The following is a 16,240-nucleotide window of genomic DNA, read 5'->3' on the forward strand; positions in this document are numbered from 1 at the left end:
CGGCCCCCGAAGGGGCCGAGCCGCGCACGGAACGCGCGCCATAGAATACCGCGATGCTGGCCGTGAAGCTCCTGGGCGCGCTGCAGGCGGAGGTCGACGGACGCGAACTGGAGCTGGGGCCACCCAAGCAACGGGCTCTGTTCGCGCAGCTCGCGGTCCGGCGCAACCAGGTCGTGTCCCGCACCGAGTTGATCGACGGCGTGTGGGGCGAGGATCCCCCGGAAAGCGTTCGCGGCATCATCCACACCTACGTGTCCAAGTTGCGCCAGACGTTGGCGGGTGACCGCAAGGCGTCCGCCCGGGACAGCGTGCTGACGAGCGTCGGATCCGGCTACCGGCTGGCGCTGGAGCCGGACAACCTGGACATCTGGCTGTTCGAGCACGCGTTCCAGCAGGCCGGGCAGGCGCGGGCGGCGAACGACGTCGAACGGGCGATCGCGCACTGGGACGAGGGCCTGAGGCTGTGGCAGGGCGAGCCGCTGCCGGGTGTGCCGGGGCCGTTCGCGGAGAACGAGCGCCAGCACCTGGAGGAGCTGCGGCTGGCGGCGATCGAGGACCGCGCGGAGACGCTGCTGTCCCTGGGCCGCGAGTCGGAAGTGGTCGTCGACCTGCGCACGACCGTCGAGGACAATCCGCTGCGCGAACGGTTGCGAGCCCTGCACATGATCGCCCTGTACCGGGGTGGCCGGCAGGCGGAGGCCCTGGAGCACCACGACCGGCTGCGCCGGCTGCTCGCGGCGGAGCTGGGCGTCGACCCGGGCACCGAGGTGCAGGACGTCTACCGGCAGATCCTGGCCAACGACCCGGCGCTGGGCCGGCCGACGCCGCGCGTGACGGTGACGCTGCCGAAGGAGGAGCCGCCGACGCCCGCCCGCGAGGGCCGCAGCCCGTACCCGGGGCTGCTGGCGTTCTCCGTGGGCAACGCGCAGTACTTCTTCGGACGTGAGCAGCTGACGGCGACGCTGGTGGACCGGCTCGGCGACCCGCTCCGGGACGGGCCGGTGGCGGTGGTCGGCGCGTCCGGCTCGGGCAAGTCGTCGCTGCTGCGGGCCGGTCTCGTGCCGACGATCGAGGGCATGGACCTGGCCACGCCGCGGCGCTGGTCGTGGCTGCTGTTCACGCCGGGCAACAAGCCGGTGGAGGCGCTGGCCTCCGCGTTGGCGCAGGCCACCGGCCGGCCGCCGTCGGAGCTGCTGGCGATCATCCACGACGACGCGGGCGAGCTGGCCGGCGTGCTGGACGGGTCGGACCGACTGGTGGTGGTGATCGACCAGTTCGAGGAGCTGTTCACGCTCTGCGAGCACGAGCCCGAGCGCCGCCGGTTCGTCGAGGCGCTGACCGCGTTGAACGCCGCCGTGGTGTACGGCGTGCGGGCCGACTTCTACGGCCACTGCGCCCGCTTCCCGGAGCTGGTCGCGTCGCTGGAACGAGCGGTGGTCGTCGGCCCGATGACGGCGACGGCGCTGCGGGAGGCGATCGAGCGGCCGGCGGCGCTGGCCGGGCTGGAGCTGGAGCCGGGGCTGAGCGACGTGCTGCTGCGCGATCTCGGGGCCGAGGAGGACACCGGCGGCGTGCTGCCGCTGCTCGCGCACACGTTGCTCGCCACCTGGCAGGTCCGCGAGGGCAACCGGCTGACGTTGAAGGGGTATGCCGAGGTCGGCGGCGTGCACCGGGCGATCGCGACGACCGCCGACGCGACGTACGCCCGGTTCGACCCGGTCGGCCGGGACCTGGTGCGCCGGCTGCTGCTGCGGATGGTGCACGTCGGCGAGGGCGTCGAGGTGACGCGGGCACGGGTGGACCGGACCAGCCTGGTCGAGGGCTCCTCCGACCCGGAGACCGCGGCCGCCGTGCTGGACGCGCTGGCCCGGGCGCGGCTGGTGACGTTGGACGAGGACACCGCGGAGATCAGCCACGAGGCGCTGCTGCGGTCGTGGCCACGGCTGCGGCAGTGGGTCGCCGACAACCGTGAAGGCCTGCGGCTGCACCAGCAGTTGGCGCAGGATGCCCGGTCGTGGCAGCGGGACGGGCGCGACGACTCGGGGCTGTATCGGGGCGCGAAGCTGGCGATCGCCCTGAACTGGGCGCCGGACGACGGCACGTTGGCGCCGGTCGAGCGGGAGCTGCTGGACGCCAGCCGCGCGCGTGAGGCGTCCGAGCAGCAGGCGGCCGTGCGGCAGACGCGGCGGCTGCGGCAGCTCGTCGCCGCGCTGACGGCGCTGCTCGTGGTGGCCGTGGCCTCCATGGTGTTCGCCTTCGTCGAGCGGAACACGGCGTTGCAGGAGCGGGCCGACGCCATGTCCAGACAGGTGGCGCTGCGCGCGAATTCCCTGCTGGCGGCCGATCCCGCGCTGGCGGCGCAGCTGAGCCTGGTGGCGTACCGGATCTCGCCGACCACGGAGGCCCGCAGCAGCCTGCTGACCACGTCCGGCGTGCCGGCGACGACCCGGCTGATCGGGCATTCCGACGGCGTCACGGCGCTGTCGTACGGCGGCAATCTCCTGGCCAGTGCCAGCAAGGACAAGTCGGTGCGGCTGTGGGACGCCGGTAGCCGGACCGCGGTGGCGACGGCTCCGGTGCCGAGCACCGCGTACGGGGTGGCGTTGAGCCGGGACGGCAAGATGTTGGCCGCCGGCATCGCCGACGGGTCGGTGATCCTGTGGAACGTCAGCAATCCGCGCAGCCCGGAGCAGCTCGCGGTGGCCAAGGGGCACACCGACAGCGTGTTCGCGCTGGCGTTCAGCCCGGACGGCAGGGAGTTGGCCTCGGCCAGCGGGGACAAGACGGTCCGACTGTGGCATGTGGACGGTCGCCAGGTCACGTCGGTCGGAACGCTTGCCGGGCACGAGAAGACGGTCACCTCGATCGCGTTCAGCCCGGACGGCAAGCTGGTCGCCAGCGGCAGCTACGACAACACCGTGCGGCTGTGGAACGCCGCCACCGGGGCGTCCGCCGGTGTGCTGACCGGGCATGGGAACGCCGTGACGGGCGTGGCGTTCAGCCCCGACAGCCGCCGGGTGGCCAGCGCCAGCTACGACGAGACGGTCCGGGTGTGGGATTCGTCGAGCGGCGCCACGGTGTCGACGCTGGCCGGGGCCACCAGCTTCCTGGAGGCCGTGGCGTTCAGCCCGGACGGCCGGACCGTCGCCGCTGGTGGCGACGACCACATCACCCGGCTGTGGGACATCGCCGCCGGCACTCAAGTGGCGTCGTTCACCGCTCCGGCGACGATCCGCGCGGTCGCCTTCAGCCCGGACGGGTCGTCGGTGGCCACCGGCGCCGCCAATTGGTGCGTGTCGGTGTGGGACGTGCGTGCCGCCGAGGTGGACGGCCACGCCCAGTCCGGCTGGGGCGTGGCGTTCGACAAGACCGGCAAGGTGCTCGCCAGCGGCCACTACGACGGCACCGTGCGGCTGTGGGGCACGTCCGACCCCCGCCGGCCGACGGCGCTGGCGACGCTGACCGGCCACACCGGCCCCGTGACCTCGGTCGCGTTCAGTCCGGACGGCAAGACCCTGGCCAGCGTGAGCTACGACCACACGGCCCGGCTCTGGGACGTCTCCGACCCGGCGCATCCGGCCCTGCTGTCGACCGTGCCGGCGTCCACCGGGCAGCTGGAGGCGGTCGTCTTCGATCCGTCCGGAAAGGTGATAGTCACATCTGGTGACGATCACCTGATCAGACTATGGGACGTGACGGACGCGAGGCATCCGGCCCCGATCGGGCAGCCGCTGGCCGAGCACACCGACGTGGTGAGCTCGCTGGCGTTCAGCGCCGACGGGAAGACCCTGGCCAGCGGCAGCTATGATGGCTCCGCACGGCTGTGGGACGTCACCGATCCGGTTCATCCGGTCAGCAGGTACCGGATCGCCACGAACCGGCCGGCCCCGATCCGCAGCATCGCACTCTCGGGCGACGCCAAGCTGCTGGCCACCGGCGGCGAGGACCACGCCGTCGAACTCTGGACCGTCGGCGACGCTCCGTCGCAGGTCAGCGCGTTGACCGACCACACCAACACGGTGACATCGGTGGCGTTGAGCGCCGACGGCAAGTCACTGGCCAGCGCGAGCTGGGACCGTACGGTGTCCATCTGGGACATCAGCGATCCCCATGCCCCGCAGCCGACGGCAACCCTGGCCGGGCCGACCGACAACGTCACCGCCGTGACGTTCGATCCGCGTGGCGGCAGCGTCGCCGCCGGCGTCGCCAACGCACCGAACTCGGTGTGGCAGACCGATCCCGACGCCGTGGCGAAGCAGGTGTGCGCCGTGCGCGGCACCCCGGTCACCGACGCCGAATGGCAGACGTATGTGAGCGAGGACTCGCCGACAGATCCCTGCTGACCGTGGAATACTGACGGCCGTCCGGTAGTTGAAGGTTCAAGTACTGGACGTTCGAGAGGAGCGGACATGCAGTTCGGAGTGTTCACGGTCGGCGACGTGACGACCGACCCCACCACCGGCGTGACGCCGACGGAGGCCGAGCGGATCAAGGCGATGGTCACGATCGCGCTGAAGGCCGAGGAGGTCGGGCTGGACGTGTTCGCCACCGGGGAGCACCACAACCCGCCGTTCGTGCCCTCGTCGCCCACGACCATGCTCGGCTACATCGCGGCGCGCACCGAGAAGCTCATCCTGTCCACGTCGACGACGCTGATCACCACCAACGACCCGGTGAAGATCGCCGAGGACTTCGCGATGCTGCAGCACCTGGCCGACGGCCGGGTGGACCTGATGATGGGCCGCGGCAACACCGGCCCGGTGTACCCGTGGTTCGGGCAGGACATCCGCCAGGGCATCCCCCTGGCCATCGAGAACTACGCGCTGCTGCACAAGTTGTGGCGCGAGGACGTGGTGAACTGGTCCGGCAAGTTCCGCACGCCGCTGCAGGAGTTCACCTCCACGCCGCGGCCGCTGGACGGCGTGCCGCCGTTCGTCTGGCACGGCTCCATCCGCAGCCCCGAGATCGCCGAACAGGCCGCCTACTACGGCGACGGCTTCTTCGCCAACCACATCTTCTGGCCCACGTACCACTTCCAGCAGCTGATCGGGCTGTACCGGCAGCGGTTCGAGCACTACGGGCACGGCTCCGCCGACCAGGCCATCGTCGGCCTCGGCGGCCAGGTGTTCATGCGGCGCAACTCCCAGGACGCCGTGCGCGAGTTCCGGCCGTACTTCGACAACGCGCCGGTGTACGGGCACGGGCCGTCGCTGGAGGAGTTCACCTCGCAGACGCCGCTGACCGTCGGCAGCCCGCAGGAGGTCATCGACAAGACGCTGACCTTCCGTGAGCACTTCGGCGACTACCAGCGCCAGCTGTTCCTGATGGACCACGCCGGGCTGCCGCTGAAGACCGTGCTCGAGCAGCTGGACCTGCTCGGCGAGATCGTTCCCGTGCTGCGCCGGGAACTCGACGCCAAGCGGCCCGCGCACGTGCCCGACGCCCCCACCCACGAGTCGCTGAAGCAGAAGAAGGTGTCCGCATGACCACCGTCGCGGTCGTGACGGCCGGCCTGAGCCAGCCGTCCTCCACCCGGCTGCTGGCCGACCAGCTCGCCGCCGCCACGCAGGAGGCTCTGGGCGACGCCGAGGTGACGGTGATCGAGCTGCGGGACATCGCCGTGGACGTCACCAACAACATGCTGACCGGCTTCCCCAGCCCCAAGCTCGCCGCCGCCATCTCCGCGGTGACGTCCGCCGACGCCCTGATCGCCGTCACGCCGGTGTTCACCGCCTCGTACAGCGGCTTGTTCAAGTCGTTCTTCGACGTGTTGGACAAGGATTCCCTGGTCGGCAAGCCCGTGCTGATCGCCGCCACCGGCGGCACCGAGCGGCATTCGCTGGTGCTCGACTACCAACTGCGCCCCATGTTCGCCTACCTGCGGGCCGAGGTGACGCCCACCGGTGTCTACGCCGCGTCGTCCGACTTCGGCAGCCCTTCCCTGCACGACCGCGTCCGCCGCGCCGGCGCCGAACTCGCCGACCGGGCGCTCGGGATTCGTGCCGTGAAGAAGCCCGCCGACACCTTCGTCCCGTTCGAACAACTGCTGGCACAGTAGGCGGGTGAACATCGAGGTCCTGTCCGAGGTCACCGACGAGGTCGCCGCCGCCTTCGCCCGGCTGCTGCCCCAGCTGTCCCGTTCCGCCGCGCCGCTTTCCCGAGCGGCGCTGGCGGAGATCGCCGCCCACCAGGCCACCACCGTGCTGGTGGCTCGCGAGGGCTCCAGCATCGTCGGCACCCTCACCCTGGTGCTCTACCCCATCCCCACCGGCCTTCGGGCCCACATCGACGATGTTGTCGTCGATTCCTCCGCTCGCGGCCAAGGCGTCGGCGAGGCCCTGACTCTCGCCGCGCTTCGCATCGCCACCGAGTCCGGCGCCCGCACCGTCGACCTCACGTCACGGCCTTCCCGCGAGGCCGCCAACCGCCTCTACCAACGTCTCGGCTTCGTGCTGCGCGACTCCAACGTCTACCGCTACACCGCAAGTCCCGCCTAGCCCGACCCCGGCGAGTCACGCTCTCGGACACACCGAATGTAGGTTTCGGGCAGTTGGCGCGGCGTTCCGAGGGCACCGCGCCACCTCTAGAAGTGAGTCGCGATGCCGAACACCTCCCGGAGCCGGGCCATGTCGTAGCGGTCGCGGTCGGTGGGCTCGTAGCCCTGGTGGAAGCAGACCTGCTGCTCCGCCGACAGACACGGCACCCGCGTCCCCCGGATCGTGCCCGTGACGAAACACGATGCCGGATAGCGGAACGGCTGCTCGGGAACGAAAGACGCCTGCACCGCCGACCCGTCCGGCGCGAAGACCAACGGGTGCAGGTCGATCTCCCGCCCAGCCGGATCCGTCACCACGAACCGCACCGGCCGCCAGTCCAGCGTCTCCACGAACCCGGCCGCCGCCAACGCGGCGACGACTGCCGGCTCCTGGTCCTCCCGGTGCGCCAGGTCCAGATCCCGGTGCTCGCGCGTCTGCTCACCGACGAGAGCGTCGATGCCCCAACCACCGCCGATCCAGACGTCGAACTCCCGCAGCACCGTCACAATGGCCAGCACATCGTCAGCCGTCATCACCGCCCGCACGCTAGCGACGCCTCGCACGAGTATGCGACCGGATTTTGCCCGACCGCATTCGACTAAAGTCGTACGACTCGTTCCGACGCAAGATCGATGCCGGGTAACCCGATCAGCCCATAGCTTCGTGTCATGTCGCACCACCTCGCGCAGGCGCTCAGCATCAGTCGGGACGCGGCCGCCCAGGGCATCGGGATCGGCCTGCTCATCGCCCTCATCGCCGGGGGCATCTTCCTGGTCGTCTTCTTCCTGGCGGCGCTGTTCAGCATCCTCGGCGCCGACATCGGCTGCGGCGGCAAGATCCTCTGGTTTCTCGTGATCCTCTGCCTGCCGTTCCTGGGCAGCCTGCTCTGGTTCGTCGCCGGCCGCCCGCGCCCCCGCCCGTACTACTGAGCGAACACGAGGGGCACTACCGTCTGCCGCCCGTGGCCTGGGCCATCGCTAGTTGATGCAGGGAACGCCGTCGGCGGTGATCGCCGAGTTGGACGACGTCGTCGACGGCGCCGCGGCGGCGAAGGTGTTGAGCTGCATGGGGGCGTTGCCGGTGAAGCCGTACTTGGTGTTGTAGTCGGTGCCGACGTAGACCCGGACATGCCCGGCGGTGATGGAGTCGTCGGGGACGAGCGGGAGGCCGCCGAGGGCGGTGGCCACGGCCTGCGCCGCCGCCTTGCCACCCGACGGGTAGTTCACGCTGGAAGCCTTGCGGGCAGTGGCATTCCCCGTGTCCCCGCGCCCAAAGCCCTTGCCCACCAGCTTTTCCTCGACGCTGCCGGCCAGGCCGGCCACGCCGGAGGCGTTGCGAACGTCCACAGTGGTCGATGAGTAGTCGACGCTGTTGGGGCTGGCGGCGCCGGTGGGCGAAGCGGAGCCGCTGGCGGCGCCGCCGATGGTCTGCTTGACGAACTCCTGCACCTGCGCGGGATCGACCTGGACGGCGTCGCCGTCGTGCGGGGTCTGCAGGGTGATGCTGACGATCGGAATCGTCACGAACTTGATGTTGCCGGTGCTCATGCCCTGCAGCTGCTGGGCGAACTGCAGCACGTCCCAGCCCTGGTCGATGACGACGGCCTTCTTCACGGCGCCGATGAGGTCGTTGAGCTTGCCGGGATTGGCCAGCGTGCCGGCGGACAGCACGGTCTTGGCCATGCTGGACATGAACGCCTGCTGCCGCTTGATCCGGTCCAGGTCGCCGTTGGGCAGACCATGGCGCTGCCGAACGAAGGCGAGCGCGGCGGAGCCCTCCACGGTCTGCTGACCGGCCGGGAAGTTGGCGCCGGAGAAGGAATCCTTGACGGGCGCGACGAGGCACACGGGCACGCCGCCGATGGCCTGGCTGATGAAGTAGAAGCCGGCGAGATTGACCGCGGCGTAGTGGGTGATCTGGAGCCCGGTGAACTGTTCGATGGTGGCGATGGAGGTCTTGGCGCCGGCCTCGGCGGCCTTGGTCTCCAGGTCGGCGCCGGACAGCCCCTGCTTGGACAGCGTGGAGTAGGCGTCGTTGCGGCCGTAGCTGTAGGCCGAGTTGATCTTGTGCTTGCCGAAGCCGTCGGCGATCTGCACGTACGAGTCGCGCGGGATGGAGATCGCGGTCGCGGCGCCGCCGCCGGCCGGGATGTGGATCACGATCATGGTGTCGGTGGTGTCGCCGCCGTCGTCCCCACCGCCGGCGTGCAGCTGGTTGAGCACGTCCTTGGGCAGCGGGTTGCCCATCGCGTCGGTCCGGGTGTCCAGCCCGACCATGAGGATGTTCTGCTCGGCCAGCGGGGACACGGTCTTGCCGATCACGTTGGCCGTGGTCAGGCCGTTGAGCTGGGCCAGCTGCGACCACGCGTACCAGGTGCCGCCGAACACGACCATCGACACCACGACCATCAGCACCTGGACGGTGCGCAGGGCGGGGCTGGGGCGGCGGCGCGCGGCCGGCCGGGGCCGCCCGGCGGGCCGCGGGGGCACCCGCCGCACGTCGACACGCTCCGGCATGGCGCGATCCTCTCTTCCTGGTCAACGGGGTCGCACGGTGGTGCACCCACTGTCCCTAGGACGTCCATATTGCCTTGCCGTTGCCCGCGGTGAGACGGCGACCGCCCGTCCGGGTGCACGACCCGGACAACGTGCCCCTTTTCCCCGCGCCGCCGCCACGCTGGGTGACGGCGTCACCTCATCGGGTCAGCGGAAGGCCGAAACGCACCGGGACGCCGGGCGACCACAGCACGCTCACGGGCGGCTCGCCCGGCCGGGGCACCCCGGCGGCGACCAGCAGGCCGTCCTCGATGTCCAGCAGCTCGGCGCGGTGCAGCGGCCAGGCGGGGTGCTCGTTCGGCACGTAGAGCGTGCGGCCGTGCCACGCCACGTGCAGGCCCCAGCGGGCGGTCAGGAAGTGCTCCAGCTCACTCGGCTCGGCGATCGGCGCGCCGGGCAGCACCCGGATCCGGCTGGACGGGCCGCCGCCGCGTCGCCGGCAGGTGTACGTGACGACGTCGCCCTCCCGGCGCACCCGCATCGACGACCAGATGTACGGCAGGCCGACGGCGTGCCGGCCGACGAGCACCGGCAGCAGCCGGGCCGCGTCCAGCGAGCGGAACACCACGCCGCGCCGGCCCCGACCGTCCACTGAGTACAGGCGCACGTTCGTCTCCGGGAACGTGCCGAAGTACGGCATCCGGAGCACGTTGCGCATCCCGAACGGAACCAGCCCCACGTACGTGATTCCGGCCAGCGTGTCCGGAACCGTGCCGGCCGGCAGGAACCCGGCGATCCGGTCCGGCTCCACCGGCCAGTGCAGGAAGGTGAGGTCGCGCCAGGTCTGCGTCATCATCGCCCGCCGCACCGGCCGCGGCGTGGTGACAGTGATCGACTCGGGGACCGGCTCGACCTCCACTCCCCCATGCTAACCCACGGGTTGCCCGAAACTACCCGGCCGGTGGTGACTCCGGTGCAACCACGCGTCGGGAAAAGCCTTGCGGGACACCGGTTCCGGCCCGTCCTACGTAGATGTGCGTATACGCACGGCCGCCCGGCGGCGACAGGATCTCCCCGGGGACCTCGTCCGAGGAGAACGGAAGCCGTGCGAGCAAGCAGATATCTCGTCGTCAGTGACACCGTGTACGCCGATGGCCGTGGCAATCCGGTCCGGCTCGTGCTCAACACCCGCACCTCACGGGTCTGCACGCTCGGCGACAACCTGGCGTGGGCGCTGCGCCACGGCGACTGCGCCACGCTGCCGGTCGAGGTCTCCGACCAGCTGTCCGACCTCAAGATCCTCGTGCCCGAGGGCCGGGACGAGCTGACCGACGTGATGGACGAGCAGCGGGCCAAGGCGCGCTCGCTGGCGTCGCTGAACTACGTGCTGGTGCCGACCGGGTACTGCAACCTGGGCTGCGAGTACTGCGGTCAGGTGCACGTGCGCGGCAAGACCTCCGCCAATCACCGCGGCGCGGTGAGGGACCGGATCCTGCGCGGCATCCGGCGGCCGAGCACCGAGGAGGTGCAGGTCGGCTGGTTCGGCGGCGAACCGCTGATGGCGTACGCGATCGTGCGCGACCTGGCCCGGCAGTTCGTCGAGGCGGCCGAGGCGGAGGGCGTGCGCTACCGGTCCCGGATGACCACCGGCGGCGCGCTGTTGACCATGCCCAAACTCCGTGCCCTGTATGAGGAATGCCGGATCAGCTCGCTGTGCCTGACGATGGACGGCATCGGCGACCGGCGCTCCCCGCACGAGCAGATCCTGTCCGTGCTGGCGGATCTGGTTGCCCACGCGGACGAATTCCCCGGTCTGCGGTTGACGATCCGCAGCAGCCTGGACGTGAAGGACGTCAACCGGGTGGACGCCTTCATCGACGCCATGGTGTCGGCCGGCCTGAACCACCCGATGATCGAGTTCGACCTGCGCGTGGTGCAGGGCTGGAGCAACGACGCGTCCACGACCCGAACCGCCCGGCAGCGGTTCGCGGCGGCGGAACCCCGCTGGCTGCGCCGGATGCACGAGGTCGGGATGGTCACCCGGACGCTGATCCCGGCGCAGCTGCGGGGGCCGCTCTGCCCGGCCGTGACCCGCACGGCGGAGGTGATCAGCAGCAGCGGCGCGATCTTCTCGTGCACCGAGCATCCGCTGGTGCCCGAGCACGAGCAGGGCGACGTGCTGGAGCTGGTGGAGCACGCCGACCACGACCGGCAGCGGCCGGCCGGCCGTTACGACGACTGGCATGACCGGATCAACCGCGGCGAGCAGAGCTGCGCCGGCTGCGTGTTCCTGCCGGTGTGTGGCGGCAGCTGCCCGAAACACTGGGGCGAGGGCAATTCGCCCTGCCCCAGCTACAAGTTCAACATCCAGCAGCGGCTGGACCTGGAGGCCGCCCGCACCGGCCTGACCCCGCTCTTGACGTGACCCGGTCGGCCTCGGTACTGAGGTACGAGACGTCGGAGAGGGGCACCATGGCCACCGAGGGGCACGTCGCGTTCGGCGATCACCAGACCTGGTACCGGATCACAGGTGAGCTCGGCTCAGGTGGCGTGCCACTGGTCGCGCTGCACGGCGGGCCGGGCTGCACGCACTACTACCTGCTCCGGCTGACGTCGCTGGCCGACGACCGGGCCGTGGTGCACTACGACCAGCTGGGCAACGGGCGTTCCACACACCTCAAGGACGCACCGCCCGACTTCTGGACGGTGGAGCTCTTCCTGGCAGAACTGGACAACCTGCTGAGCGCACTGGGCATCGCCGACCGCTACGCGCTGCTCGGGCAGTCCTGGGGCGGCATGCTGGCCGCGGAGCACGCCGTGCGCCGGCCGGCGGGCCTGCGCGGGCTGGTGATCGCCAACTCGCCGGCGTCGATGCACCTGTGGTCGGCGGCCGCGGACCGGCTGCGCGCGGAACTCCCGCCGGACGTCGAGAAGACGCTGCGCACGCACGAGGCCGACGGCACCACCGACAGCCAGGAGTACAAGGACGCCGTGCAGGTGTTCTACGAGCGGCACCTGTGCCGGGTGGTGCCGATGCCGGACGAGGTGGCCGCCACGTTCGAGGCGCTGGACGACGATCCGACCGTCTACCACGCGATGAACGGGCCCAGCGAGTTCCACGTGATCGGCAGCATCCGGGACTGGTCGATCATCGACCGGATCGATGCGGTCGCGGTGCCGACCCTGTTGGTCAGCGGCCGGCACGACGAGGCGACACCCGAGACCGTGCAGCCGTACTTCGACCGCATCCCCGACGTGCGGTGGGAGATCTTCGAGGAGTCCAGCCACATGCCGCACGTGGAGGAGCCCGAGCGGTTCACCGAGGTGGTCGGCGGCTTCCTGCGGACGCTGTCGTGAGCGAACTCGCGGACTTCGGCTACAAGCAGGAGCTCAAGCGGTCGCTGCGGCTGCGGGACCTGCTGGTGTACGGGCTGATCTTCATGGTGCCGATCGCCCCGTTCGCGATCTTCGGCGTGGTGTTCAACGCGTCCCGGGGAATGGTGCCGCTGACCTACGTCATCGGCCTGGTCGCGATGCTGTTCACCGCGCTGAGCTATCGGGAGATGAGCCGTGCGTTCCCGGTGGCCGGCTCGGTCTACGCCTACGCCGGCCGCGGCATCGCGCCCTGGGTCGGCTTCCTGGCCGGCTGGGCCATTCTGCTCGACTACCTGCTCGTGCCGACGCTGCTCTACGTCACCGGCGCGGCCGCGCTGGGCACCGTGCTGCCGGGCGTTCCGCAGTGGCTGTGGGTGGTGCTGTTCGTCGTGCTGAACACCGTCGTCAACCTGGCCGGCATCGAGACCACGGCGCAGGTCAACCGGTGGTTCCTCGTCGGCGAACTGGTCGTGCTGGCGATCTTCGTGGTGGCCGCGGTCATCGCGGTGTCGGCCCGCGGCGGCTGGTCGTTCACGCCGTTCTTCAACGCCTCCGAGTTCTCCCCCGGCCTGGTGTTCGCGGCGCTGTCCGTCGCGGTGCTGTCGTTCCTCGGGTTCGACGCGATCTCCACCCAGTCCGAGGAGGTGCGGGGCGGGCCGCGTGTGGTGGGCCGGGCGACCGTGCTGTCCCTGTGCCTGGTGGCCGTGCTGTTCATCGTGCAGACCTGGCTGGCCGCGCTGCTGGTGCCCGGCACCACCGAGTTCGTCGGGCAGGACGCCACCAACCAGGCGTTCTACCAGGTCGCCGGCCTCGCCGCCGGGCCGTGGCTGACCGTGCTGGTGGCGATCACCTCGGCGCTGGCCGCCGCCGTGGCCAACAGCCTCGTCGCGCAGAACGCCACCGCGCGGCTGCTGTTCTCGATGGCCCGGGACCGCACGCTGCCCCGGTTTCTGGCCCACGTCAACGAGAAGCGCCGGGTGCCGGAACGTGCGGTGCTGCTGGTCGCCGCGGTCAGCCTGATCCTGGGCGTCTTCTTCGTCGGCCAGATCGAGTTCCTGTCCACGCTGGTCAACTTCGGCGCCCTGTTCGCGTTCCTCGTGCTGCATGTGTCGGTCGCCGTGTACCACCTGGTCAAGCGGCGCCAGCGGACCTACGGCATGCACCTGGCGGTGCCGCTGATCGGCTTCGTGATCATCGGCTACGTGCTGCTGAACGCCGACGTGGACGCCAAGATCGGCGGCCTCGTCTGGCTCGCCGTCGGCGTCGGCGTGATCGTCGTCCGCAAGCTCACCGGCCGCGAGATCACCCTCAACCTCGACGACCGCCCCCGCGAGTCGCGCTCTCAGACACCCGGACCGCAAGCCTGAGGTAGCTCAACCGCACCGAGCAGGCATTCGGTGTGACGCCAAGGGGGCTTGTGCTGGACTGTCCCGACATGATCCGCACACGACACTGGGGTGACTGCGATGCCTCTCGAGGGCGAGTACGAGCCGAGTCCGGCGCAGTGGGTGCGCGAACAGGTCGAGCTGTACGAGAGTTCGGGTGGCACACAGGGCACAACGCTCTGGGACACGGGCCTGCCGGTCGTCATTGTCACGATACGCGGCGCGAAGAGCGGCAGGATTCGCAAGATTCCGCTGATGCGCGTGGAGCACGAGGGGCGGTACGCGGCGGTGGCCTCGAAGGCCGGCTTCCCGCGCCACCCGGTCTGGTACTTCAACCTCAAGGCCGACCCGCGGGTGGATCTCCAGGACGGCCCCGAACGCCAGCGCATGGTGGCCCGTGAGCTCACCGGGGACGAGAAGGCCCAGTGGTGGCAGCGCGCGGTCGCCGCGTATCCGCCGTACGCCGAATACCAGGAGAAGACCGACCGCGTGATCCCGGTCTTCGTACTCGAACCCGAGCACCTCGCCGAGCCGGCGAAGGACCCGGCGCCGACGAGGAACTGAGCTCCGGATCCGCCGGCTCGAGCGCGGGCCGCGGGCGTCTCGCCTCTCAGGCCGGCTTGAGTTCCGCCATCTCCGACCAGCCGTCCTGCGGGATGGTGACGTTGATGATCTGCGGCGTGGTGGCGATGGCCTTCGGGAGCTCGGACATGGCCTTCCTGAAGTGCTCGGAGGTCACGTGGGCCTCGGCCGCGTCGTCCCGGAAGGCCTCGGTCAGGACGTAGACGTTCGGGTCGTCGACGCTGCGGGACCAGTCGAAGAAGACGTTGCCCGGCTCGGCCCTGGTCGCGGCGGTGAAGTCGGCGACGAGGTCCAGCCAGCCGTCGGCGTGCTCGGGCCGGACGGTGAACCTGACCACGATGAAGATCACGGCGAGCCTCCTGTCGTGTGGGCGAGGCCCACGATACCGATGATCAATACGGTCGCGCTGGCCGTGAGCAGGCTCAGGGCGTGTGCGCAGAACCAGGCGACCCTGGCCCGCACGCACTCGGGCACGGACTGCGGCTCGACGGACCGGAACACGAGCAGCGACAGCGTGAGCGTGGCGCCGAGGACCGTCAGCGGGATCATGAACTCACCTCCGCGACGACGAGGTACACGTTCAACAGGGTGATCAACGCGGCGCAGCCGGAAGCGGCGACGGTCGTGACACGGCGGTTGACGAACGAGCCCATCACGTCGGCCCGCCTCGTCAGCAGCACCAGCGGGATCAGCGCGAACGGGATGCCGAACGACAGCGCCACCTGGGAGATCACCAGGCTGTCGGTGGTTGGCAGCCCCAGGGCGAGCACCGTCAGCCCCGGCAGCATGGTGACGCCGCGCCGCACGTACAGCGGGATGCTGCGGCGCACGAATCCCCGCATCACCACCTGTCCCGCGTACGTTCCGACGCTCGATGACGACACCCCCGACGCCAGCAGCGCGACGGCGAACGCCAGTGCCGCCCCGCCCCCGACCATGCGTCCCAACGAGTCGTGCGCCGACAGGATCGGGTCGCCCGCGATCGGCAGCGACGCCGCCAGCACCAGCATCGCCATGTTGATCAACCCCGCGGTGCCCAGCGCCAGCAGCACGTCCACCGCCTGCGACCGCAGCAGCGTGTGCCGGGACAGCTCGCTGCGGTGATGCGCCCGCTTCTTCGTCAGCGCCGAGTGCAGGTAGATCACGTGCGGCATCACCGTCGCGCCGATGATGCTCACCGCGAGCAGCACGCTGTCCGGTCCCGCGAACCCCGGCACCAGCCCCGCCACGACTTCACGGCCGTGCGCCCCGACCGTCGTCACGTCGTAGGCGAAGCCGAGGAAGACCACCCCGAACAGCGCCGCGATCGCCAGCTCGAACGGCCGACGGCCGCGCTGTTCCAGGGCCAGCACCCCAAACGCCACGACTGCCGTCAGCACTCCCGCGATCGGCAGCGGTACTCCGAACAGCAGGTTCAGGCCCACCGCCGCGCCCACCAGCTCGGCCAGGTCCGTCGCCATCGCGACCAGCTCCGCCTGCACCCACAGGCCCCGCGACACCGGCCTCGGAAAGTGCTGCCGGCACAATTCCGGCAGGTCCCGGCCCGTCGCGATGCCCAGCTTGGCCGACAGGTACTGGACGAGCATGGCGGTCACGTTGGCCACCACGATCACCCACAGCAACCGGTACCCGAACAGCCCGCCGGCGGTGATGTTGGTGGCGAAGTTCCCGGGATCGATGTACGCCACAGCCGCGACAAACGCCGGCCCCACCAACTTGGCGGAGATAGCCGGCCGCACCGCCGCCACGGTCGCCGGATCACGCTCAAGCACAGCCACCCCCTCCACGTCAAGGATGAGTTGTTCGGAAAGGACCATTCCTCACGTTGAATGTCAGGAATGGTCCTTTCACAGCGGTAAACGGGGGT

General features: G+C 70.3%; 15 protein-coding genes. 9 read left to right on the forward strand and 6 right to left on the reverse strand.

Annotation, left to right across the window (positions count from 1 at the left end):
• The first annotated feature begins 53 nt into the window (after positions 1 to 53).
• The 4 genes from BJ998_RS02485 (at position 54) to BJ998_RS02500 (ending at position 6,497) form a co-directional block, all read left to right on the forward strand.
• A complete protein-coding gene (locus BJ998_RS02485) occupies positions 54 to 4,343 on the forward strand; it encodes an nSTAND1 domain-containing NTPase (protein ID WP_184858093.1) in 4,290 nt (1,429 codons plus the stop codon).
• Positions 4,344 to 4,409: 66 nt separating this feature from the next.
• On the forward strand, positions 4,410 to 5,486 hold the full coding sequence (locus BJ998_RS02490; protein ID WP_184858094.1) for an LLM class flavin-dependent oxidoreductase: 1,077 nt from the start codon (positions 4,410 to 4,412) through the stop codon (positions 5,484 to 5,486).
• A complete protein-coding gene (locus BJ998_RS02495; protein WP_184858095.1) occupies positions 5,483 to 6,058 on the forward strand; it encodes an FMN reductase in 576 nt (191 codons plus the stop codon). The genes BJ998_RS02490 and BJ998_RS02495 overlap by 4 nt, the downstream gene beginning before the upstream one ends.
• A gap of 4 nt (positions 6,059 to 6,062) precedes the next feature.
• Entirely contained in the window at positions 6,063 to 6,497 is a 435-nt protein-coding gene (locus BJ998_RS02500) for a GNAT family N-acetyltransferase (protein ID WP_184858096.1), read from the forward strand.
• An 86-nt stretch (positions 6,498 to 6,583) separates the two neighbouring features.
• On the opposite strand, the gene BJ998_RS02505 is transcribed toward BJ998_RS02500, so the two are convergent.
• Positions 6,584 to 7,069 (reverse strand): nucleotidyltransferase domain-containing protein, encoded by a 486-nt coding sequence (locus tag BJ998_RS02505; RefSeq protein ID WP_184858097.1) that lies wholly within the window; start codon positions 7,067 to 7,069, stop codon positions 6,584 to 6,586.
• Positions 7,070 to 7,204: 135 nt separating this feature from the next.
• On the opposite strand from BJ998_RS02505, the gene BJ998_RS02510 reads away from it, so the two are divergent.
• Complete coding sequence (locus BJ998_RS02510) at positions 7,205 to 7,465, forward strand: PLD nuclease N-terminal domain-containing protein (RefSeq protein ID WP_184858098.1); 261 nt, start codon at positions 7,205 to 7,207, stop codon at positions 7,463 to 7,465.
• Between the two features lie 48 nt (positions 7,466 to 7,513).
• On the opposite strand, the gene BJ998_RS02515 is transcribed toward BJ998_RS02510, so the two are convergent.
• Positions 7,514 to 9,052 (reverse strand): LCP family protein, encoded by a 1,539-nt coding sequence (locus tag BJ998_RS02515; protein WP_246488502.1) that lies wholly within the window; start codon positions 9,050 to 9,052, stop codon positions 7,514 to 7,516.
• A gap of 178 nt (positions 9,053 to 9,230) precedes the next feature.
• On the reverse strand, positions 9,231 to 9,950 hold the full coding sequence (locus tag BJ998_RS02520) for a YqjF family protein (protein WP_221337850.1): 720 nt from the start codon (positions 9,948 to 9,950) through the stop codon (positions 9,231 to 9,233).
• 186 nt (positions 9,951 to 10,136) lie between these two features.
• On the opposite strand from BJ998_RS02520, the gene BJ998_RS48975 reads away from it, so the two are divergent.
• The 4 genes from BJ998_RS48975 to BJ998_RS02540 all read left to right on the forward strand — a co-directional run bounded on the left by BJ998_RS48975 (position 10,137) and on the right by BJ998_RS02540 (position 14,355).
• Positions 10,137 to 11,456 carry a radical SAM protein gene (locus BJ998_RS48975; protein WP_184858099.1) on the forward strand — a complete coding sequence of 440 codons (1,320 nt, stop codon included), beginning with the start codon at positions 10,137 to 10,139 and terminating at the stop codon, positions 11,454 to 11,456.
• Between the two features lie 47 nt (positions 11,457 to 11,503).
• Positions 11,504 to 12,388 carry a proline iminopeptidase-family hydrolase gene (locus tag BJ998_RS02530; RefSeq protein WP_184858101.1) on the forward strand — a complete coding sequence of 295 codons (885 nt, stop codon included), beginning with the start codon at positions 11,504 to 11,506 and terminating at the stop codon, positions 12,386 to 12,388.
• A complete protein-coding gene (locus BJ998_RS02535) occupies positions 12,385 to 13,773 on the forward strand; it encodes an APC family permease (protein ID WP_312889882.1) in 1,389 nt (462 codons plus the stop codon). Before BJ998_RS02530 ends, BJ998_RS02535 begins: the two co-directional genes overlap by 4 nt.
• Before the next feature lie 99 nt (positions 13,774 to 13,872).
• A complete protein-coding gene (locus BJ998_RS02540; protein WP_184858103.1) occupies positions 13,873 to 14,355 on the forward strand; it encodes a nitroreductase family deazaflavin-dependent oxidoreductase in 483 nt (160 codons plus the stop codon).
• Positions 14,356 to 14,401: 46 nt separating this feature from the next.
• Here the strand turns inward: BJ998_RS02540 and BJ998_RS48455 are convergent, their stop codons facing one another.
• From BJ998_RS48455 to BJ998_RS02555, 3 genes are read right to left on the reverse strand one after another with little or no spacing between them, the layout of a single operon-like run.
• Entirely contained in the window at positions 14,402 to 14,722 is a 321-nt protein-coding gene (locus BJ998_RS48455) for a putative quinol monooxygenase (RefSeq protein WP_184858105.1), read from the reverse strand.
• Positions 14,719 to 14,922, reverse strand: coding sequence for a hypothetical protein (locus BJ998_RS02550; protein ID WP_184858107.1), 204 nt, complete (start codon positions 14,920 to 14,922; stop codon positions 14,719 to 14,721). The genes BJ998_RS48455 and BJ998_RS02550 overlap by 4 nt, the downstream gene beginning before the upstream one ends.
• Entirely contained in the window at positions 14,919 to 16,145 is a 1,227-nt protein-coding gene (locus BJ998_RS02555) for an Nramp family divalent metal transporter (protein ID WP_312889883.1), read from the reverse strand. The genes BJ998_RS02550 and BJ998_RS02555 overlap by 4 nt, the downstream gene beginning before the upstream one ends.
• Positions 16,146 to 16,240: the final 95 nt, after the last annotated feature.

It is taken from the genome of Kutzneria kofuensis (assembly GCF_014203355.1).
Lineage (GTDB): Bacteria > Actinomycetota > Actinomycetes > Mycobacteriales > Pseudonocardiaceae > Kutzneria > Kutzneria kofuensis.